Consider the following 20,375-nt stretch of genomic DNA (forward strand, 5'->3'; position numbering starts at 1 on the left):
GATGGGTTTCAATCTTTCCGAATGGGCGTTACGTAATCGCCAGATCGTACTGTTCCTGATGATTCTGCTGGCAGTGGTCGGTACTTTGTCCTACTCCAAGTTGGGGCAAAGCGAAGACCCGCCGTTCACCTTCAAGGCCATGGTGATCAAGACCAATTGGCCCGGCGCTACAGCCCAGGAAGTCTCGCGGCAAGTCACCGAGCGTATTGAAAAGAAACTGATGGAGACCGGTGAGTACGAGCGCATCGTCTCTTTCTCGCGCCCCGGTGAATCCCAGGTGACCTTTATAGCGCGCGACTCGCTGCATTCGGCGCAGATCCCTGAGCTGTGGTACCAGGTGCGCAAGAAGATCAGCGACATCCGCCAGACGTTGCCGCCGGACATCCAGGGGCCGTTTTTCAATGATGAATTCGGCACCACTTTCGGCAACATCTACGCGCTGACCGGCGATGGCTTTGACTATGCCGTGCTCAAGGACTACGCCGACCGTATCCAGATTCAACTGCAGCGCGTGCCTGATGTGGGCAAGGTCGAGTTGCTCGGCCTGCAGGATGAGAAGATCTGGATCGAACTGTCCAACCTCAAGCTCGCCACCCTCGGTTTACCTCTGGCGGCGGTGCAGCAGGCTTTGCAGGAACAGAATGCGGTCTCGACGGCGGGTTTCTTTGAAACCCCGAGCGAGCGTGTGCAACTTCGGGTATCGGGCAATTTCAAGACCGTTGAAGAGATCCGCAGCTTTCCGATTCGCGTGGGTGACCGCACCTTCCGAATCGGCGATGTGGCCGACATCCACCGTGGCTTCAACGACCCACCGGCCCCGCGCATGCGCTACATGGGCGAGGACGCCATCGGCCTGGCCGTCGCCATGCGTGACGGCGGCGATATCCTGGTCTTGGGCAAAGCCTTGGAAGTCGAATTCGCACGCTTGCAGAAGAACCTTCCTGCGGGCATGGAGCTGCGCAAGGTCTCGGACCAGCCGGCGGCAGTGAAAACCAGCGTCGGTGAATTTGTGCAGGTACTGGCCGAAGCGCTGGCCATCGTGTTGCTGGTGAGTTTCTTCTCCCTCGGCGTGCGCACCGGCATGGTGGTAGCCCTGGCGATTCCGCTGGTGCTGGCGATGACCTTTGCCACCATGTATTACCTCGGGATCGGCCTGCACAAGATTTCCCTCGGCGCCCTGGTGTTGGCGTTAGGCCTGCTGGTGGACGATGCCATCATCGCAGTGGAAATGATGGCGATCAAAATGGAGCAGGGTTACGACCGACTCAAAGCCGCGAGTTTCGCCTGGACCAGCACGGCGTTCCCGATGCTCACCGGTACATTGATCACCGCCGCCGGATTCCTGCCGATTGCCACTGCGCAGTCGAGCACCGGTGAATACACGCGTTCGATCTTCCAGGTGGTGACCATCGCGTTGTTGGCCTCGTGGGTCGCCGCCGTGGTGTTTGTGCCTTATCTGGGGGAAAAACTCCTGCCGGACCTGGCGAAAATTCATGCGGCCAAGCACGGCACTGATGGCCCTGATCCCTACGGAACACCGTTCTATCAACGTGTAAGACGCTGGGTGGAGTGGTGCGTACGGCGACGCAAAACCGTAATCGTCCTGACGCTGCTGCTGTTTATCGGCTCGGTCGCGCTGTTTCGTTTTGTGCCACAGCAGTTCTTCCCGGCCTCCGGCCGCCTGGAGTTGATGGTCGACCTGAAGCTGGCCGAAGGCGCCTCCCTGAGCAATACTGCCGACCAGGTCAAGCGCCTGGAAGCCTTGCTCAAGGATCACGCCGGTATCGATAACTACGTGGCCTACGTCGGCACAGGCTCGCCGCGTTTCTACCTGCCGCTGGATCAACAGCTGCCGGCCACCAGCTTCGCCCAGTTTGTGGTATTGGCCAAAACCATCGAGGAGCGCGAAACCCTGCGCACCTGGTTGATCGAAACCCTCAACGAACAATTCCCCGACCTGCGTTCACGCGTCACACGTCTGGAAAACGGCCCACCTGTAGGCTATCCAGTGCAGTTTCGCGTGACCGGCGAACATATCGAAGAGGTCCGCGCCCTCGCACGTAAGGTTGCGGCCAAGGTTCGCGAAAATACCCATGTGGTCAACGTGCACCTGGACTGGGAAGAACCGAGCAAGATCGTCTACCTCAACATCGACCAGGACCGCGCCCGTGCCCTCGGTGTGAGCACCGCCAACCTGTCGAAATTCCTGCAGAGTTCGTTGACCGGTTCCACCGTCAGCCAATACCGCGAGGACAACGAGTTGATCGAAATCCTCTTGCGCGGCACCGTGCACGAGCGCACTGAACTGTCGCTGCTGCCAAGCCTGGCCGTGCCTACCGACAATGGTAAAAGCGTAGCGCTGTCGCAGATCGCCACCCTCGAATACGGCTTCGAAGAGGGCGTCATCTGGCACCGCAACCGCTTGCCCACCGTGACTGTTCGCGCGGATATCTATGGCAAGGAACAACCGGCGACGTTAGTCCAACAGATCCTGCCGACCCTCGAAGGCGTACGCGCTGAGCTACCGGATGGCTACTTGCTGGATGTCGGCGGTACGGTCGAGGACTCTGCCCGTGGCCAGAATTCGGTCAAGGCCGGTGTGCCCTTGTTCATTGTGGTGGTGCTGACCCTGCTGATGCTGCAACTGCGCAGCTTCTCGCGCACCGCCATGGTGTTTCTGACTGCCCCGCTGGGACTGATCGGTGTGACATTGTTCCTGCTGGTATTCCGTCAACCTTTCGGCTTCGTGGCCATGCTGGGAACCATCGCATTGTCGGGGATGATCATGCGTAACTCGGTGATCCTGGTTGACCAGATCGAACAGGACATCAAGGCGGGACTGGCACCCTGGCAGGCGATAATTGAAGCCACCGTCCGACGTTTCCGCCCGATTGTGCTGACAGCCCTGGCGGCCGTACTGGCGATGATTCCGTTGTCGCGCAGCGTGTTTTTCGGGCCAATGGCCGTGGCGATCATGGGCGGGTTGATTGTGGCCACGGCGTTGACGCTGTTGTTTTTGCCAGCGTTGTACGCGGCATGGTTCCGGGTCAAACCGCAGGTCGTGTAAAACCTTGTCGTAGGGATATTCACAAAGGTATTACGGAGCCAGGAACGTTTATTCGGCGAGGGGCCACTCATGAATTACCTGATTGCCAGGTCTTTTGCCGCCAGGGTTTTATCCCTGTCGGTGGAAGCATAAATCTGATGATTCAAGGAGTATTTATGAAAATAGGTATTAATTTTAATGCTTGGAAGCCCGGCTGCGGCAGCAACTCCTGTGCGCCTGCCAAGCCTAAACCCCCTTGCTCCAAACCCCCTTCCTGCAATAAGCCTGAAGACCCTTGCAAGCCCAGGAGTGGCGCGGCAATTGGCTTCGGTGTCATGCCTTTGGGCATGATCGCCTTCGGTGGTTTTGGTATAGGGAAGTTCTTCTAATTACGCCAGAACTGCTTGAATCCGGGCAGGTGAGCCTCCCCCACCTGTCCGGGCTCAGAGCGCGAGCTTACAGGGCGCCGAAGACTTTCTTCGCCAGGCTGGTCGCGGCAGCCGCTGGGTTCTCACGGATGGTTTCTTCCTGCTTCGCAATCATCTTGAACAACCCGTCCAGCGCCTGCTCGGTCACGTAGTTTTCGACGTTGGCGCTCTTGGCATCCACCGCACCAAAGGCCGCGGCTTTACCGGCCAGGGCATTGTACTGCTGAGCCACGCCGACCTTGTCGGTAGCGGCCTTGACGATCGGCAGGAACTTGGCGCGGATGGCCTCGCGACTGCTTTTGTTCAGGTACTGGGTGGCGGAATCCTGGCCGCCGCTGAGGATGCCCTTCGCGTCAGTCACACTCATGTTCTTGACGGCGTTGACCAGGATCGGCTGGGCCTGGGTCACGGCGGTTTCGGCGGCCTTGTTCATGCTGGTTTCCAGCTGGGTGACCTGGTCACCCATGCCGAACATTTTCAGTTTGTCGGCCACTTTGCCCAGCTTGCCAGGCAGGCCGATCTTCACTTCCGGGTTGTTGCTGAAACCACCGGGTACGCCCAGTTGCTTCACGGCGATCTGCGCGCCTTGGGTCAGGGCGTCCTTGAGGCCGCCGCTGGCGTCACCCTGGGACAGGCTGCTCAAGTCCAGGGCCATGGCGTTGGCACCGAGCAACAAACCAGCACACAGGGCAGTAAAGCGAAGGGAGTTACGGAGCATGGGCGCTTCCTTTTGATAGGGCTTATGTTCTAGAGACGACTCAGTGGGCTACAGCGTCGACGCGCAGGCGCAGGGGGTGTGGGTCCTGGCCATTGAGCTGCACGGAGTACCGTTCGGTGGTGATAAACAGTAGCTTGCCATCCAGTTCGATGCGAGCGCTCACCGAATAACTGTGGCCGGGTTTGACTTGCGCGGGGTCGTAGCTCAGGTGGAAGGGCAGCGGCACTTGGCCTTTGACCGGGCCTTTCTGCTCGGCGAGGGTCACGGCGGGTGCATCCGCCAGGGACACGTCTTGCAGGCTGACGCTCAAGGTTGCGGCCGGCGGCAGGGCGATACGTTGCAGGTAGAAGACTTCGCCGTCGAGGCTGGCCTTGGGAGCGGGCGTCATGGATTGGCAGGCTCCGAGCAGGGCGGTAAGGCCCAGGAGGATGATCTTTTTCAAGGTGCAGCTCCTTTTCAACGGCGCCGGATTCCATCCGGCGCCTGCTTAAATCTAGCGGCTTTCTTCAGGTTTTGGCGGTTGCGGTTCGACCGCGGCTTCGGCGGCCCCATCCACGCGATGCAAGGCGACCTGACGGATCGACAGGCGAATCTCCGCCGGTAACACGCGCTTGGCCGCGCCTTCGGCCAGTTCGCCGAGCAGGTCGTGGTAGCTCAACTTACCGGCTTCGTCGCGGCGCAGCACATCTTGCTCCAGTAAGGTCTGGATGAAATGTCGGAAAAGGCTCTTGTCGAAGAATTCCGGGGCGTTGAGGCCATGCAGGATCGACAGGCGTTGGGCCATGATCGTGCACAGGTCTTCCAGCTCTTCGGCGCTGATGCTGTTCTGGCCGCTGTTGAGCAGCAGCGAAATCGCCATGTAGAAGCGTTGCAGGGTCTGGGCGACAGTCTTGGACAGCAGCGTCAGCAGCACAAAGTGCCGCGAGCTCGGCGCCGGGCGCAGGTACACGTTGTTCTCGAAACGCAGCAGGCCTTGCTCCACAAAGGCCTCCAGCCATTGGTCGACCACGGTGTCCAGCTCGTCCAGCGACCAGCGGATAAACAGCTCCGATTGCAGGTACGGGTACAGCGCGTGGGTATAGCGCAGGATCTGATCGCGGCTCATCCGCGAGCTGCTTTGGAAGAAACTGGCCAGCAGCGCCGGCAGCGCAAAAATGTGCAGCACGTTGTTGCGGTAGTAGGTCATGAGGACGGCATTCTGCTCGTCCAGGTACAAAATCTTACCCAGCGCATCACTCTGTTCCGACAGCAGATCCATGTCCTTGACGTGCTTGATCAGCGCCAGGCCATCGCCGTCGGGCAGGGTGGTATGGGGCGAGTAGGGCACGCGGCGCAGCAGCGCCAGGTACAAATCCAACTGGCGCGCCATGGCTTGTTCGTCGAGGGCCAGGCGCGTGGTGGACAGCAATGCCAGCGCCACCAGGTTCACCGGGTTCACTGCCGCAGCTTCGTTCAAGTGGCGCGCTACCTGTTCGCCGAGGCGGTTGGTGGTTTCATTCAGCCAGGCGGGTTTGTAGTTCGGGCCCAGCTCCTGGGAGCGCCAGTCCGGTTGCTCGGCGTCGAGGAACTCAGCCAGCTTGATCGGCTCGCCGAAATTGACGGCGACCTGGCCGAAGCGCTGCTTGAGCGCGCCAACCACTTTGAAAATATCGAAGATCGACTCTTTCTTCTTGCTCGCGCCACGTAGCTCGCCCAGGTAGGTGCGGCCTTCGAGTACGCGCTCGTAGCCGATGTACACCGGCACAAACACGATGGGCATGCGCGAAGAGCGCAGGAAACTGCGCAGTGTAATCGCCAGCATCCCGGTCTTCGGCTGCAGCATGCGCCCGGTGCGTGAGCGTCCGCCTTCGACGAAGTACTCCACCGGGAAGCCCTTGGTGAACAAGGTGTGCAGGTACTCGTTGAACACCGAGGTGTACAGCGGGTTGCCCTTGAAGGTGCGGCGCATGAAAAACGCACCGCCACGGCGCAGCAGGCTGCCGATCACCGGCATGTTCAGGTTGATCCCGGCGGCGATGTGCGGTGGGGTCAGGCCATTCTTGAACAGCAAATACGAGAGCAACAGGTAATCGATATGGCTGCGGTGGCAGGGCACGTAGATCACCTCGTAGCCCTGGGCAACCTTTTGCACACCTTCGATGTTATTGACCTTGATGCCGTCGTAGATCTTGTTCCAGAACCAGCTCAGCACCACTTCGAGGAAGCGGATCGCCGTGTAGGTGTAGTCCGAGGCGATTTCGTTGCCGTAGCGCAGGGCCTGGGCCTTGGCTTTTTCCGGGGTGATCTTTTCCCGTTCGGCTTCGTCGGCAATGGCCTGGCGCACCAGCGGCATGTTGACCAGGCCCTTCACCAGGTTGCGCCGGTGTGACAAGTCGGGGCCGATCACGGCGGTCTTCAGGTTACGAAAGTGCACACGCAAGATGCGCTGGGCCATGCGCACGGTGCGTTCGTGCCCTTTATTGTGCTCGATCAATTCACGCAGGTTGATAGGCGCGGAGAATTGCACGCGGGTCTTGCGGCCCAGGATCAGGATGCTCAACAGGCGGCGTAGACGCCCGGTGACCGCCCAGCTGTCGGCAAACAGCAGCTTCCACGGGCTGGACTCGCTCTCCGGCGACTGCCCCCAGAACACGCTGACCGGAATGATTTGTGCATTCTCTTCGGCGTGCTCGCTGAGGGTATTGACCAGGCGGGTCAGGGTCGGTGGTGCGCCGCGCTTGTCCTGGCGTCCGAGCCAGTCCGGTTCCGGCGTGAGGTAGAAGAACGCCGCCGGTTCCATCAACGGGCCGACCGATACCGGCAGCACCGGGCGCGGCAGGCCGGCCTTGGTGCACTCGGCATCGACCACGGCCAATTCGCTGAGGGAGGGCGATTGCAGGACGTAGAACACCGGCCGGCTGCGGTCCAGGTTAAGGGTTAAGGACGACTGGTTGATCGTCTCTGAGCGAACCCAGAGGTACAACAGTCGGCGCAAGGTGCCAAACACTAGACGGCGGAACGGAGAGCGGGTCATAGGCGTGCTGCTTCAAGTGGAAAAAACCGAGCAGGCGCTCGGGCGGGTAGTGTGCCGTATTCACCGAAAATCGGCAAAAAAGCAGCGATGTAAACTTGAGTTGATCGTTTTTGAGCCTGTCTTATACTCGGCAGTTCAACGCGACCGACTCAACAATAACAATCAGGTGGGAGTGAACAGATGGCAACGCGCGAAACCGGTAATGTGAAGTGGTTCAATGACGCAAAGGGCTATGGCTTTATCCAGCGTGAAGACGGCAAGGATGTGTTTGTGCACTACCGCGCCATTCGCGGTGAGGGCCATCGTTCCTTGGCCGAGGGCCAGCAGGTGGAGTACGCCGTGGTGACTGGCGAGAAGGGGTTGCAGGCGGAGGATGTGGTGGGGCTATAAGCCCACCGCTGTACAGATGTGGCAAGGGGCTTGCTGTGGTGAGCGGGCTTGCCCCGCGCTGGGCTGCGAAGCGGCCCTAACAAGAACGCCGCGTCGTGTCACGCACTCCGCGGCGTAAGGTTTTAGGGCTGCTACGCAGCCCAGCGCGGGGCAAGCCCGCTCACTACACAAGCACTTCTTCAGGATTATGCGGTTTTCCAGGTGATCTGCTCTTCACCGTCTTCACTGATGCGAATCCAGGTGTCAGCGCTTTCTTCACCTTCTTCCTCGACCCAGGTGCCCGGTGCGCAACGCACTTCGACGTTCAGCGCGGCAAAGGCTGCGCGGGCACAGGCGATGTCGTCGTCCCACGGCGTCTGGTCGCTTTCCAGGTACAGGCTGTTCCATTTGCCTACAGCTTTCGGCAGCCAGGTAACGGGTACGTTGCCGGCCTTGCACTTGTAGGTCTGGCCCTTCTGGACCCAGTCGGTGCAGGGGCCCAGGGCGGCGCCGAGCCAGGCCGCGATGGCCTTGTAGTCGACGTCGGCGTCCTTCAGGTAAATCTCTATATCGGGTTGGCGCATGGATGTTCCTCGTTGCGGGATTCGAAAATCCATTCGCGGATACTGGACAGTCTGTTATTGAAGCACGAAATAGTCGTAGCGCATCGATACCGTGACCAGCAGCGGCTCGGCCGCCTCGATCACGTCGGCGCGGCGCTCGGCACTGGCGCGCCAGCCGTGGGGTGTCATCGCCAGCAGGTTGGCACGGTCCTGGGGTTCGGCCAGGCTCAGGGCGAATTCCAGTGTTTCGCTGTGCGCCAGGCTCATGCCGTCCGGCACCAGGGCCAGGTGCTTGTCGTCGGTGTATTCGCGCACTTCGTCGTATAAACGCTCGCGCAATTCCATCAGGTGGCCGGCGGTTGGGCCGACCTTCATCAAGCCGCCGCCGGGGCTGAGCAGGCGCTTGGCCTCTTCCCAATCCAATGGGCTGAAAACGCTGGCGAGAAACTGGCAACTGCCTGAGGCCAACGGCACACGGGCCATGCTGGCGATCAACCAAGTCAGCGCCGGGTTGCGCTTGCAAGCGCGTTTGACCGCTTCCTTGGAGATATCCAGCGCGTAGCCATCGGCGTGGGGCAGGGCTTCGGCGATTTGCGCGGTGTAGTAACCCTCGCCACAACCGATGTCCACCCAGCGCTGCGGCGCACGTTCGGCGGCCAGTTCAGCCAGGCGCTTGGCCACCGGGGCGTAGTGCCCGGCGTTGAGAAAGTCGCGGCGCGCCTCGACCATGGCCAGGTTATCGCCGGGGTCGCGGCTGTTCTTGTGTTGTACCGGCAACAGGTTCAGGTAACCCTGGCGCGCGCGGTCGAAACGGTGTCCGGCCGGGCACGCCACGCCATTGTCCACCGCATTGAGCGGCGCGCTGCAAATGGGGCAGGCGAGCATCAGGCGAGCAACTTGATCAGGGTCTGGTAGTAGATTTCGGTCAGCACATCGAGATCGCTGGCCAGGATGCGCTCATTGACCTGATGGATCGTTGCGTTGACCGGGCCCAGCTCGACCACCTGGGTGCCGAGGGTCGCGATGAAGCGTCCATCGGAGGTACCGCCGCTGGTGGACGCCTGGGTCTCACGCCCGGTGATTGCCTTGATGCTCGCCGAGACCGCATCCAGCAACGCGCCCGGTTCGGTGAGGAAGGGCAGGCCCGACAACGCCCACTCCACGTGCCAGTCCAGGCCATGTTTGTCGAGAATCTCGGCCACCCGTTGTTGCAAGCCTTCGACGGTGGATTCGGTGGAAAAGCGGAAGTTGAACACCGCTGTCAGGTCGCCGGGGATCACGTTGGTCGCGCCGGTGCCGGAATTGAGGTTGGAGATCTGGAAACTGGTGGGCGGGAAGAAGCTATTGCCGTCATCCCAATGCTCGGCAGCCAGTTCCGCCAGGGCCGGTGCAGCCAAGTGGATCGGGTTCTTCGCCAGGTGCGGGTACGCCACGTGGCCCTGTACACCGCGTACGGTCAGGGTCGCGCCGAGGGAACCACGACGGCCGTTCTTGACCACATCGCCCACCAGGGTGGTGCTTGACGGCTCGCCGACGATGCACCAGTCCAGACGCTCCTTGCGTGCGGCCAGGCGTTCGATCACGGCTTTGGTGCCGTGGTGCGCCGGGCCTTCTTCATCGCTGGTGATCAGGAAGGCGACCGAGCCCTGGTGGTCCGGGTAGTCGCTGACAAAGCGCTCGGCCGCCACCAGCATCGCCGCCAGGCTGCCTTTCATGTCCGCCGCGCCACGCCCGCAGAGCATGCCGTTTTCGTCGATCAACGCGTCGAACGGGTCGTTCTGCCAGGCTTGCACCGGGCCGGTCGGCACCACGTCGGTGTGGCCGGCGAAGCACAGCACCGGACCTTCATGCTTGCCATGGGTGGCCCAGAAGTTGTCCACGTCTTCGATGCGCATCGGCTCGAGCGCAAAACCGGCGTCGCCCAGGCGCTGCATCATCAGCTTCTGGCAATCGGCGTCCATCGGCGTCACTGAGGGGCGACGGATCAGGTCGATAGCGAGTTGAAGGGTCGGCGAAAGGTCGGCATGGGCCGTCATGGGAAACTCCGGAAGCATGTGATGGGCGCAGGACGTAAGGGGCGTAGATTCAGTGTGGGAGGGGGCTTGCCCTCGATGGCTGAGTGTCAGTCACTGCATCTGTTGACTGGCCCACCGCCATCGGGGGCAAGCCCCCTCCCACACAAAGCATTGGCCTGGGCCAAGACTCATAAAACGGCCGTTATCTTATAGCAAAACGGCGGCCAGAGGCCGCCGTTTAGTGCATTGCGCAAGTTTTTACTCAGCAGTTGCCAGCTCGACCTTCGGCGCCGGTTTCGGCAGCGACGACAGGAAAGCCATCACCAGCGCCGCCACATACGGCAGCGACTGGACCAGCAGCATCACCACCCAGAAGCGGATGTCATTGCTGGGCAGGCCCTGCACCAGGTAGATCCCCAGCGCCGCGCCCCACAACAGCAGCATGATGAACATCTCTTCGCGGGCTTCGGAAATCGCGACCCAGAAGCCGTGGTTATCCGCGTTTTTCGGTGTACGAAAGAACGGAATGCTGGTGGTGAAGAAGCCATACAGCACCGCTTTGGCGATGGTGTGGGACAACGCCAGACCGGCCAGGGCTGCGCAGAATGCATCCTTCAAGTTCACGCCTACCGCACGGCGGTAGAGGAAGATGATCTTGCCGACCTTGAACACAAACAGCGCCAATGGCGGAATCGCGAAAATCAGCAACGGCGGGTCGACCCGCGTCGGCACGATGATCATCGCCGCCGACCACAACAGGGCGCCCACGGTGAAGAAGATGTTCATGCCGTCCGCCACCCACGGCAACCAGCCCGCGAGGAAGTGGTAGCGCTGGCCACGGGTCAGCTCGGTGCCCTTGCCACGCAATAGGCTCGCGGTGTGGCGCTTGATGATCTGGATCGCCCCGTAGGCCCAGCGGAAACGCTGTTTCTTGAAGTCGATAAAGGTATCCGGCATCAGGCCCTTGCCGTAGCTGTCGTGGTAATACGCCGCCGACAGGCCTTTCTCGAACACGCGTAGGCCCAGTTCGGCATCTTCGCAGATGCACCAATCGGCCCAGCCCAGTTCTTCGAGCACCGAGCGACGGGTCATGGTCATGGTGCCGTGCTGGATGATCGCGTCACGGTCGTTGCGCGTCACCATGCCGATATGGAAGAAGCCTTTGTATTCCGCGTAGCAGAGCTTCTTGAAGGTGCTTTCGTTCTGGTCGCGGTAATCCTGCGGCGACTGCACCACGGCGATTTTCGGGTCGGCGAAGTGCGGCACCATGTGTTTGAGCCAGTTCGGCGACACGCAGTAATCCGAGTCGATCACCGCGATCACTTCGGCGTCCTTGGCGGTGTGCGGGATCAGGTAGTTCAGTGCACCACCCTTGAAACCCGCCAGCGGCGCGACGTGGAAGAACTTGAAGCGCGGGCCGAGGGTTTCGCAGTAGTCGCGTACCGGCTCCCACACGGCCGGGTCCTTGGTGTTGTTGTCGATGATCAGGACTTCGTAATCCGGGTAATCGAGGGCGGCCAAGGCGTCGAGGGTCTGTTTGACCATCTCCGGCGGCTCGTTGTAACACGGCACATGGATCGACACTTTCGGGCGGTAGTCCGAATCTCCCTCCACGGGTAGGAATTCACGCCGGCGCTTGTGGGTCCATACCGCTTCCGCCAGTTCGTGGGCTTCGGTCAGCAACACGATAAACACGCCGAGGGCGCCAAGGGCCAGGAGGATCCCCACGGTGACACTGAACCAGGTGCTGTATTGCTGGCTGTAGTCGTAGCCGATCCACACCAGCACCGAACCGCAGAGAAACGCGATAAAGGTCAGGAAGGTGCGGCCACGCTGGCGCAGGGATGAGCCATCGATCATCAGCAGGGTCAGGGACAGCAGCGCGAGCACCACCGAACCAATGGCCAGCACGCGCCATTGCGGAATCGCCACCACCGGCCCGTCAAAGTTGAATTTCTGCTGGCGCGCAGCGTTGTATACACCCCAGTAAGCGCCGGCCGAGCCTTCGTCACTGACTTTCCACGGCTGATCGAACGCCTCGATCACGAAGTAGTTGAAACCCTGGCGATTGAGCTTGTTCACCAGTGTGCGCAGATAAATCGCCTGGTCGGCAGGCGACGTTTCATTGCCACCGCGCATGCGGCCGTTACTCGGCCAGCCCACTTCCGACAGCAGCAACGGCTTTTTCGGGAACAGTTTCTTCAGGTCCCTGGCGCGGTCGAGTACGTACTGGCCGGCCTTGTCCATCGGAATGTATTCCCAGAACGGCAGGATGTGCGCGGCGATCAGGTCGACGTGCTTGGCCAGTTGCGGGTTCTTTTCCCAGATGTGCCATTGCTCGGACGTCGTCACCGGCACTTTCACGGCGGCGCGGACCCTGTCGAGCAGCACAATCAGCGCTTCGGGGGTGATTTCCTCACGGAACAGGGCTTCGTTACCGACCACTACCCGCACCACACTGCGCGAGCTGTTGGCGATTTCGATGGCGCGCTGGATTTCTCGCTCGTTGCGCTCAAGATCCGGGCTGATCCAGATCCCTAGCGTCACACGCAGGCCGAACTCCTCGGCCAGCTTGGGGATATCCCCCAGCGTGCCGTCGACCGAGTAGGTACGGATGTTGTCCGTCAGCTTGCTCATGATCTCGAGGTCGCGACGCATCTGGTCGTCGGTCGGGTACTGGTCTTTCTGTGGGTACTGGCCTTGCTGGAACGGCGAGTAGGAAAAACCGGAGATCTGTTCAGGCCAGTTGGGGGCGGTGACCGGGCGGTTGATCAGCGCCCAGAAACCGCTGAATAGCGCGGCAATTGCCAGCACTATCACTAGGTTGAGTCCAAATTTACGCGATGCCATGGCTATTTCGGGTTCCAAAGGGTGTGGAACGAAAAGAGGTGTCGGCCTACGCCGAACGGCGCGCATCCTACACCGGCCCTTCCCTGACCGTACAGCAAGCCGAGAAAAACCGGACATTGGGCAGCGAAAGTACATCTAAGTTCTTTACTTGTAACTTGTAGCTTAAAACTTGCCGCTGCGTAGCCCATAATGCGCGCCGGTTTTTGGGGTAATGGTCATGAGTACAGAAGATCCGCGGTTTGCAGGCGTCGCCCGCTTGTATGGCATTGAAGGCTTGGAACGCTTGAAAGCGGCCCATGTGGCGATTGTCGGCGTCGGCGGCGTGGGCTCGTGGGCGGCGGAAGCCATGGCCCGTTGCGGGGTGGGCGAGATTTCGCTGTTTGACCTGGATGACGTCTGCGTCAGCAACAGCAACCGCCAGTTGCACGCGCTGGACAGCACCGTCGGTAAACCCAAGGTCGAAGTGATGGCTGAGCGCCTGCGCGCGATCAACCCGGATTGCACGGTGCATGCGGTGGCGGACTTCGTGACCCGCGACACCATGGCCGAGTACATCACCCCCAACATCGACTGCGTGATCGACTGCATCGACGCGGTCAACGCCAAGGCGGCACTGATCGCCTGGTGCAAGCGTCGCAAGATCCAGATCATCACCACCGGCGGCGCGGGCGGGCAGATCGACCCGACGCTGATCCAGGTCTGCGACCTGAACCGTACCTTCAACGACCCGCTGGCGTCGAAAGTGCGCTCCACCTTGCGCCGCGACTATGGTTTCTCCCGCACCGTGACCCGCCATTACAGCGTGCCGTGCGTGTTTTCCACCGAACAACTGCGCTATCCCAAGCCGGATGGCAGCATTTGTTTGCAGAAGAGTTTCGTCGGGGACGGGGTGAAGCTGGACTGCGCCGGTGGGTTTGGCGCGGTGATGATGGTGACGGCCACCTTCGGCATGGTGGCGGCGACCAAGGCAGTGGATAAAATTGTGGCAGGAGTGCGCCGGCCGTCGGAGCGGGTCAAGCCCACTTAAATCTCGGAACCCTACACAATTCAAATGTGGGAGGGGGCTTGCCCCCGATAGCGGTGGATCAGCCAACTTGTTCAGTGACTGACACCCTGCAATCGGGGGCAAGCCCCCTCCCACATTTAGCTTTGTGTATGGCTGAGTTCGCGCATGCGTTGCAGGACCGCGTTGAGGCCATTGCTGCGCGAGGGTGAGAGTTGACGGGAAAGCCCCAATTGATTGAACCAGTCGGGCAGGTCCACGGCCAGTAGCTCGGCAGCAGAAAGCCCATTGACCCGCGCCAGCAGCAATGCGACTAACCCACGAATCATCCGTGCATCGCTGCTGGCGGCGAACTGCCAGTGGCCATCCTGCAAACGCCCCACCAACCACACCAGGCTTTCACAGCCCTGCACCAGGTTGGCCTCGGTCTTATCTTCATCCGCCAATGCTGGCAGCCGCTCGCCCCATTGCATCAGCATCCGCGCGCGCTGCTCCCAACTGCCCACGGCTTGAAAAGCCTCAAGTGCGGCAACGGCCTCTACCGGCAGGCTCATCGCAGCATGTCCAGCGCCTGGTCCAGCGCTTCAAAGAAGCGCTCCAGGTCATCGGAATCGTTATACAGCGCCAGGGACACGCGAATCGCCCCCGATAGATGCATCGCCTTGAGCAGCGGCATTGCGCAGTGATGGCCGGCGCGCACGGCAATGCCTTGCTCGGTGAGCAGGTGCGCGAGGTCCGCGTTGTGCACGCCATCGACGACAAAACTGACCAGCGCGACCTGCGGCGACCCCAGCACGCGCACGCCATTGCGCGCTTTGAGGCCACGTAACAGGTAGTCATGCAGCGCCGCCTCATGGGCGACGATCGCGGGCTGGTCCAGCGAACCCAGGTAATCCAGGCTGGCGCCCAGGCCGATCACACTGGCAATCGGCGGGGTGCCCGCCTCGAAACCCAACGGTGCCGGGCGGAAGCTGGCGCTGTGGTAGTCCGCCTGTTGCACCATCTCGCCGCCAAACTGCCAGTGGCGCAGGTGATGCAAGGCTTCGTTGCGCCCGAACAGCACGCCGACGCCATCCGGGCCATACAGCTTATGGCTGGAAAACACATAGAAATCGCAGCCCAAAGCCTGCACGTCGTGACGGCCATGGACGATGCCCTGGGCGCCATCGACCACCGTCAGGGTGCCGTGTGGCTGGGCGAGCGCCAGCAGGGCCTCCAGCGGCTGCCAGGCGCCGAGCACGTTGGACAACTGGCTCACCGCCAGCAGGCGTGTGCGTGGGCCGATCAGCTCGGCGGCGGCCGGCAGGTCGATCACGCCGTCATCGTTCAGCGGCAACACCACCAGCGTGGCGGCGCGACGTTTGGCCAGTTGCTGCCAGGGCAGCAGGTTGGCGTGGTGTTCCAGGGCGCTGATGACAATCTCGTCGCCCGCATTGAATAAGTGCTCTAGGCCATAGGCCAAGAGGTTCAGCGCTGAGGTCGCGCCGTGGGTGAAGACGATCTGCCCGCTGTCGCCTGCATTCAACCACTGCGCGACCTTGCTGCGACTGTCTTCGAAGGCTTGCGTCGCATGGGCGCCTGGCAAATGCTGGGCACGGTGCACATTGGCTGCGCCATTGGCGTAGTAATGGCTGATGGCATCCAACAGGGCCTGGGGTTTTTGCGTGGTGGCGGCGTTGTCCAGGTAAGTCTGGTCTTGCCGTTGCAGCGTGGCGATGGCCGGGAAATCGGCACGCCAGGGGGAGGGCACTAGCATGGTGTTCAAGACTCGTATAAGCGAGCCCCAGGGTCGGGGCCCGCTAGTGGCATCGAGTGGCTGCTTAGTTGTGAGCGTGCAGCGCTTCGTTCAGTTCGATGGCCGATTTGTGGGTTTTGCACTCCACGGCACCGGTCTCCGAGTTGCGGCGGAACAGCAGGTCCGGCTGGCCGGCCAGCTCACGTGCCTTGACCACTTTGACCAGTTGGTTTTGTTCGTCCAGCAGCGCAACCTTCGTGCCGGCAGTGACGTACAAGCCCGACTCCACGGTGTTGCGGTCGCCCAACGGGATACCGATACCGGCGTTGGCGCCGATCAGGCAGCCTTCGCCCACCTTGATCACGATGTTGCCGCCGCCCGACAGGGTGCCCATGGTGGAGCAACCGCCGCCCAGGTCCGAGCCCTTGCCGACGAACACGCCCGCCGATACACGGCCTTCGATCATGCCCGGACCTTCGGTGCCGGCGTTGAAGTTGACGAAGCCTTCGTGCATCACGGTGGTGCCTTCGCCCACGTAGGCGCCCAGGCGGATACGCGCGGCGTCAGCGATACGTACGCCGCTTGGCACAACGTAGTCGGTCATTTTCGGGAACTTGTCCACCGAGAACACTTCCAGCAGCTCGCCGCGCAGGCGGGCTTCCAGCTGGCGCTCGGCCAATTCCGCGATGTCGATCGCGCCCTGGCTGGTCCAGGCCACGTTCGGCAACTGCGGGAACACACCGGCCAGGCTCAGGCCGTGCGGCTTGACCAGGCGGTGGGACAGCAGGTGCAGCTTGAGGTAGGCCTCGGGGGTGGAGGTCAGTGCCGCGTCTTCGGCCAGCACGGTGGCGACCAGCGGGGTGTGGCTTTCAGCCAGGCGGCTCAGCAACGCGGCTTGGGTGGCATCAACACCTTTGAGCGCGTCTGCCAGTTGCAGGGCCTGGGTGACGGTGAAGGTAATCGCCTGGTTGCCTTCGCTGTAACCGAGGATCGGTGCGATGGCGGCGACAATTTCAGCCGATGGGTTGAGCAACGGTTGTGCGTAAAACACTTCCAGCCAAGCACCTTGGCGGTTCTGAGTGCCGACGCCGAAGCCCAGGCTGAACAGGGAATTGGACATGCTGTTACCTCTACAAAATGGAAAGGGCTGGCCTACTTGAGGGCCGCCGAATAACTATCTGGCTTGAAGCCAATCAGGGTTCTGTCACCGAGATCGAGCACTGGGCGCTTGATCATCGAGGGTTGTGCGAGCATCAATTCAATGGCTTTCGACTGATCGAGATCGGCTTTGCGTTCGTCTTCGAGTTTGCGAAAGGTGGTGCCCGCACGGTTCAAAACCACCTGCCAACCGTGCTCGTTGCACCATTGGGTCAAGTGTTCGCGGTCGATACCGGCCGTTTTGTAGTCGTGAAACTCATAGTTGACGCCTTGCTCATCGAGCCAGGTACGCGCCTTTTTCATGGTGTCGCAGGCTTTGATGCCGAAAAGGTGCAACGTTTTGCTTGAAGCGGTCAAGGAATTGCCCCCCTTTGGGCTGCTTAAAACGAAAGATCACGGATTATGCCACGACCAGCGGGTTTGGGTGCCGCTCGTCAGCGCTGTGCGACTTTTGTGCAAAAGCCACTGCGCGGCATAGCCGCTAACATAGCCGGGTAATATGGCACTTCAACGGCCACTTGTTGCCTGATGTGTGTCGTTGCAAGTCGATTGTCCGGGAAACCTGTTTTATGCAAACCGCCTACACCGTTCTTATCCTGCTGATGCTGGTCAGCGTTTCGCGTCTGGTCGGGCGTATCATCCCTCTGCCGTTACCGCTGGTGCAAATTGCCGCCGGTGCCCTGCTGGCCTGGCCGACGCTGGGGTTGCATGTGGCGTTGGACCCGGAGCTGTTCCTGTTTCTGTTCCTGCCGCCTCTGCTGTTTTCTGATGGCTGGCGCATGCCCAAGCGCGAGTTATGGCGCCTGCGTGGGCCGATCCTGACGCTGGCGGTGGGGCTGGTGCTGTTTACGGTGGTCGGTGCCGGCTACTTCATTCACTGGCTGTTGCCTACGATCCCGTTGCCGGTGGCCTTCGCCCTGGCGGCCGTGTTGTCGCCGACGGACGCCGTGGCGGTGTCGGCCATTGCCCAGAACCGCTTGCCGACGCCGCTGATGCATATGCTCCAAGGCGAGGCGCTGATGAACGATGCCTCGGGCCTGGTGACCTTCAAGTTCGCCCTGGCGGCGGCGCTGACCGGGGTGTTTTCCCTGGCCGATGCGAGCCTGACCTTTGTCCTGGTGGCGGTCGGCGGCCTGGCTGTCGGTGTGGCGCTCAGCTGGCTGGTCGGCCGTCTGCGCGCCTGGATGATTGCGCGGGGCTGGGATGATCCGGCCACCCACGTGGTCTTCATGTTGCTGCTGCCGTTTGCGGCCTATGTGCTGGCCGAACGCCTGGGCGCATCGGGCATCCTGTCGGCGGTGGCGGCGGGCATGATGCAAAGCTGGCTCGACCTGCTGCCACGCCAGACCAGTACGCGCTTGCTCAATCGCAGCGTGTGGTCGTTGTTGGAGTTTGCCTTCAACGGCCTGATTTTCCTGCTGCTGGGCCTGCAGCTGCCGGACATCATCAAGGCCGTGGTCAGTCATGAGCCGACGCTGTGGCCCACGCTGTTTTATCGCTGCCTGGATGTGATCGCGATCTTCCTGGTGCTGGTGGTGCTGCGGTTTATCTGGGTGCAGAGCATCTGGCGGCTGTCGGGTTTATTGCGGCGGTTACGTGGGAAAAGCGAGCTGACCCTGGTGCCCACAGCCCGCTCCTGCTGGCTGTTGACGGTGGGGGGTGTGCGCGGTGCGGTCACTTTGGCCGGTGTGATGTCGGTGCCCTTGCTGTTGGCGCCGGGCCAGGATTTCCCCGAGCGTGACCTGCTGATCTTCATCGCCGCCGGGGTGATCCTCCTGTCGTTGATCGCCGCTTGCATCGCGTTGCCGCTGTTGTTGCGCGGCATTGAGAAAAGCCCGGATGAGAAGCGTCATAACGAAGTCCGCGAAGCCTGGAAGAAAACAGCCGTTGCCGCGATTCATGCCCTGGAGGCCGAGGAGCCCGTTGAAACGGAAACCCAGGACGCTGCCCAAGCCGCACTCGCCGCCGAGTTGAAGGCACGGTTGATGTCGGAGTATCGCCATCAACTGGACGTGTTCAACGACTCGGCGGAAGCCCAGGCGCTGGCGCGGCAAATGGATCTGCTTGAGCGGAAGCTGCGTCTCAAGGCGCTGCGGGCGCAGCGGTTGGAGTTGTATAGCTTGAGCCGTCATCACCAGATTGGTGATGACGTCTTGAGGGAGGTATTGGCGGAGTTGGATATGAGTGAGGCGAATCTGGGACATCTGAAATGACCCGTCAGGCGCTTATCAGCGCCGCTGAATGAAATCCCGAATCCGCTCAGCTGCTTCCACGCATTCCCCCAGCGGCGCAACCAAGGCCAGGCGCACGCGCCCCGCGCCTGGATTGACACCGTCCACCTCCCGCGACAGGTACGAGCCCGGCACCACGGTCACGTGTTCTTCGACGAACAAGTCGCGGCAGAAGGCCGCATCGTCGCCCTTTACCTTTGGCCACAGGTAGAACCCGCCATCCGGGCTTTGTACGTCCAGCACCGGCTTGAGGATCGCCAGTACGGCGTCGAATTTTTCCCGGTACAGGTCACGGTTGGCCTGCACGTGGGCTTCATCTTGCCAGGCCGCGATGCTGGCCAGCTGGGTTTGCACCGGCATCGCGCAGCCGTGGTAGGTGCGGTACAGCAGGAACCCCTTGAGGATGTCGGCGTCGCCGGCCACGAACCCGGAGCGCAGGCCTGGCAGGTTGGAGCGCTTGGACAGGCTGTGGAACACCACGCAACGCTTGAAGTCCTGGCGGCCCAGCTCGACGCAGGCGCTGAGCAGGCCCGGTGGCGGGGTTTGCTCGTCGAAGTACAGCTCGCTGTAGCACTCGTCGGCGGCAATAACGAAGTCGTATTCGTCGGCCAGGGCGATGAGTTTTTTCAGGGTGTCGACCGGGATCAACGCGCCGGTCGGGTTGCCGGGGGAGCACAGGAACAGGATCTGGCAGCGTTTCCAGATGTCCGGCGTCACGGCGTCGAAATCCGGGTTAAAGCCATTGGCGTCCAGGCACGGCAGGTAATGCGGCTTGGCCCCGGCCAGGAACGCGGCGCCTTCGTAGATCTGGTAGAACGGGTTCGGGCTGACCACGAGCGCGTCGTCACCGCGATTGACCACTGTCTGGGTGAAGGCGAACAGCGCCTCGCGGGTGCCGTTGACCGGCAGGATATTGCGCGCCGGGTCGAGCCAACCCTTGGGCACGTCAAAGCGGCGTTCGCACCAGGCGCCGATGGCCTCGCGCAGGGCCGGGATACCCAGGGTGGTGGGGTACACCGCCATTTGATCGAGGTTGTTGCTCAGCGCTTCGGCGACAAACGTCGGAGACTTATGCTTGGGCTCACCGATGGACAGCGCGATTGGGCGCTTGTCCGGGTTCGGCGTGACGCTGCCGAGCAGGGCACGCAGTTTCTCGAACGGATAGGGCTGCAGCTGGTTCAGGGCGTTGTTCATGGAAGTCTCGTTCAATTCGGTTGAAAACATGCGGTCTGCTGGGCGAAGTCAT

General features: G+C 61.4%; 16 protein-coding genes. 4 read left to right on the top strand and 12 right to left on the bottom strand.

All coding sequences use genetic code 11. From position 1 onward, the window contains the following. Position 1 precedes the first annotated feature (1 nt). Positions 2–3,067, top strand: coding sequence for an efflux RND transporter permease subunit (locus K7431_RS20165; RefSeq protein ID WP_012722577.1), 3,066 nt, complete (start codon positions 2–4; stop codon positions 3,065–3,067). 435 nt (positions 3,068–3,502) lie between these two features. On the opposite strand, the gene K7431_RS20170 is transcribed toward K7431_RS20165, so the two are convergent. From K7431_RS20170 to plsB, 3 genes are read right to left on the bottom strand one after another with little or no spacing between them, the layout of a single operon-like run. Continuing rightward, on the bottom strand, positions 3,503–4,192 hold the full coding sequence (locus K7431_RS20170) for a DUF4197 domain-containing protein (RefSeq protein ID WP_012722579.1): 690 nt from the start codon (positions 4,190–4,192) through the stop codon (positions 3,503–3,505). A gap of 40 nt (positions 4,193–4,232) precedes the next feature. Then, positions 4,233–4,634 carry a YbaY family lipoprotein gene (locus tag K7431_RS20175; RefSeq protein WP_043204895.1) on the bottom strand — a complete coding sequence of 134 codons (402 nt, stop codon included), beginning with the start codon at positions 4,632–4,634 and terminating at the stop codon, positions 4,233–4,235. 51 nt (positions 4,635–4,685) lie between these two features. Further along, positions 4,686–7,205, bottom strand: coding sequence for a glycerol-3-phosphate 1-O-acyltransferase PlsB (gene plsB, locus K7431_RS20180; RefSeq protein ID WP_012722581.1), 2,520 nt, complete (start codon positions 7,203–7,205; stop codon positions 4,686–4,688). Positions 7,206–7,385: 180 nt separating this feature from the next. Here plsB and K7431_RS20185 point away from each other — a divergent pair, with 180 nt between their 5' ends. Then, positions 7,386–7,595, top strand: a complete 210-nt coding sequence (locus K7431_RS20185) for a cold-shock protein (RefSeq protein ID WP_003219353.1) — start codon at positions 7,386–7,388, stop codon at positions 7,593–7,595. Between the two features lie 185 nt (positions 7,596–7,780). Here K7431_RS20185 and K7431_RS20190 read toward each other — a convergent pair whose 3' ends face one another. From K7431_RS20190 to K7431_RS20205, 4 genes are all read right to left on the bottom strand, one after another. After that, the gene (locus K7431_RS20190) at positions 7,781–8,158 is read right to left on the bottom strand and encodes a hypothetical protein (RefSeq protein ID WP_012722582.1); all 378 of its coding nucleotides are present in this window, start codon (positions 8,156–8,158) and stop codon (positions 7,781–7,783) included. 54 nt (positions 8,159–8,212) lie between these two features. Beyond that, complete coding sequence (locus tag K7431_RS20195; protein WP_012722583.1) at positions 8,213–9,022, bottom strand: putative RNA methyltransferase; 810 nt, start codon at positions 9,020–9,022, stop codon at positions 8,213–8,215. Beyond that, positions 9,022–10,173, bottom strand: coding sequence for a succinyl-diaminopimelate desuccinylase (dapE, locus tag K7431_RS20200; protein ID WP_012722584.1), 1,152 nt, complete (start codon positions 10,171–10,173; stop codon positions 9,022–9,024). The genes K7431_RS20195 and dapE overlap by 1 nt, the downstream gene beginning before the upstream one ends. A gap of 237 nt (positions 10,174–10,410) precedes the next feature. Then, positions 10,411–13,002 (bottom strand): glycosyltransferase, encoded by a 2,592-nt coding sequence (locus K7431_RS20205; RefSeq protein WP_012722585.1) that lies wholly within the window; start codon positions 13,000–13,002, stop codon positions 10,411–10,413. A gap of 217 nt (positions 13,003–13,219) precedes the next feature. Between K7431_RS20205 and tcdA the strand changes: the two genes are divergently transcribed. Continuing rightward, positions 13,220–14,029 carry a tRNA cyclic N6-threonylcarbamoyladenosine(37) synthase TcdA gene (gene tcdA / locus K7431_RS20210; RefSeq protein ID WP_046036662.1) on the top strand — a complete coding sequence of 270 codons (810 nt, stop codon included), beginning with the start codon at positions 13,220–13,222 and terminating at the stop codon, positions 14,027–14,029. A 116-nt stretch (positions 14,030–14,145) separates the two neighbouring features. Here tcdA and K7431_RS20215 read toward each other — a convergent pair whose 3' ends face one another. From K7431_RS20215 to K7431_RS20230, 4 genes are all read right to left on the bottom strand, one after another. Beyond that, positions 14,146–14,559, bottom strand: a complete 414-nt coding sequence (locus K7431_RS20215; protein WP_012722587.1) for a SufE family protein — start codon at positions 14,557–14,559, stop codon at positions 14,146–14,148. Then, positions 14,556–15,761: an aminotransferase class V-fold PLP-dependent enzyme gene (locus tag K7431_RS20220; protein WP_043204901.1), complete on the bottom strand. Its 1,206-nt coding sequence runs from the start codon at positions 15,759–15,761 to the stop codon at positions 14,556–14,558. The genes K7431_RS20215 and K7431_RS20220 overlap by 4 nt, the downstream gene beginning before the upstream one ends. A gap of 64 nt (positions 15,762–15,825) precedes the next feature. After that, the gene (gene dapD, locus K7431_RS20225) at positions 15,826–16,860 is read right to left on the bottom strand and encodes a 2,3,4,5-tetrahydropyridine-2,6-dicarboxylate N-succinyltransferase (RefSeq protein WP_012722589.1); all 1,035 of its coding nucleotides are present in this window, start codon (positions 16,858–16,860) and stop codon (positions 15,826–15,828) included. A gap of 32 nt (positions 16,861–16,892) precedes the next feature. Next, entirely contained in the window at positions 16,893–17,201 is a 309-nt protein-coding gene (locus tag K7431_RS20230; RefSeq protein WP_232504876.1) for an arsenate reductase, read from the bottom strand. A gap of 266 nt (positions 17,202–17,467) precedes the next feature. Here K7431_RS20230 and K7431_RS20235 point away from each other — a divergent pair, with 266 nt between their 5' ends. Next, positions 17,468–19,111, top strand: a complete 1,644-nt coding sequence (locus tag K7431_RS20235; RefSeq protein WP_043204902.1) for a Na+/H+ antiporter — start codon at positions 17,468–17,470, stop codon at positions 19,109–19,111. Between the two features lie 15 nt (positions 19,112–19,126). On the opposite strand, the gene dapC is transcribed toward K7431_RS20235, so the two are convergent. Then, positions 19,127–20,323: a succinyldiaminopimelate transaminase gene (gene dapC / locus K7431_RS20240; RefSeq protein ID WP_012722592.1), complete on the bottom strand. Its 1,197-nt coding sequence runs from the start codon at positions 20,321–20,323 to the stop codon at positions 19,127–19,129. Positions 20,324–20,375: the final 52 nt, after the last annotated feature.

It is taken from the genome of Pseudomonas fluorescens group sp. (assembly GCF_020093335.1).
GTDB lineage: Bacteria > Pseudomonadota > Gammaproteobacteria > Pseudomonadales > Pseudomonadaceae > Aquipseudomonas > Aquipseudomonas petroselini.

Coding starts and splice junctions, on each gene's coding strand:
- K7431_RS20165 (WP_012722577.1), top strand. CDS start 2: ATGGGTTTCAATCTTTCCGAATGGGCGTTACGTAATCGCCAGATCGTA.
- K7431_RS20170 (WP_012722579.1), bottom strand. CDS start 4,192: ATGCTCCGTAACTCCCTTCGCTTTACTGCCCTGTGTGCTGGTTTGTTG.
- plsB (WP_012722581.1), bottom strand. CDS start 7,205: ATGACCCGCTCTCCGTTCCGCCGTCTAGTGTTTGGCACCTTGCGCCGA.
- K7431_RS20185 (WP_003219353.1), top strand. CDS start 7,386: ATGGCAACGCGCGAAACCGGTAATGTGAAGTGGTTCAATGACGCAAAG.
- K7431_RS20190 (WP_012722582.1), bottom strand. CDS start 8,158: ATGCGCCAACCCGATATAGAGATTTACCTGAAGGACGCCGACGTCGAC.
- K7431_RS20195 (WP_012722583.1), bottom strand. CDS start 9,022: ATGCTCGCCTGCCCCATTTGCAGCGCGCCGCTCAATGCGGTGGACAAT.
- dapE (WP_012722584.1), bottom strand. CDS start 10,173: ATGACGGCCCATGCCGACCTTTCGCCGACCCTTCAACTCGCTATCGAC.
- K7431_RS20205 (WP_012722585.1), bottom strand. CDS start 13,002: ATGGCATCGCGTAAATTTGGACTCAACCTAGTGATAGTGCTGGCAATT.
- tcdA (WP_046036662.1), top strand. CDS start 13,220: ATGAGTACAGAAGATCCGCGGTTTGCAGGCGTCGCCCGCTTGTATGGC.
- K7431_RS20215 (WP_012722587.1), bottom strand. CDS start 14,559: ATGAGCCTGCCGGTAGAGGCCGTTGCCGCACTTGAGGCTTTTCAAGCC.
- K7431_RS20220 (WP_043204901.1), bottom strand. CDS start 15,761: ATGCTAGTGCCCTCCCCCTGGCGTGCCGATTTCCCGGCCATCGCCACG.
- dapD (WP_012722589.1), bottom strand. CDS start 16,860: ATGTCCAATTCCCTGTTCAGCCTGGGCTTCGGCGTCGGCACTCAGAAC.
- K7431_RS20230 (WP_232504876.1), bottom strand. CDS start 17,201: ATGAAAAAGGCGCGTACCTGGCTCGATGAGCAAGGCGTCAACTATGAG.
- K7431_RS20235 (WP_043204902.1), top strand. CDS start 17,468: ATGCAAACCGCCTACACCGTTCTTATCCTGCTGATGCTGGTCAGCGTT.
- dapC (WP_012722592.1), bottom strand. CDS start 20,323: ATGAACAACGCCCTGAACCAGCTGCAGCCCTATCCGTTCGAGAAACTG.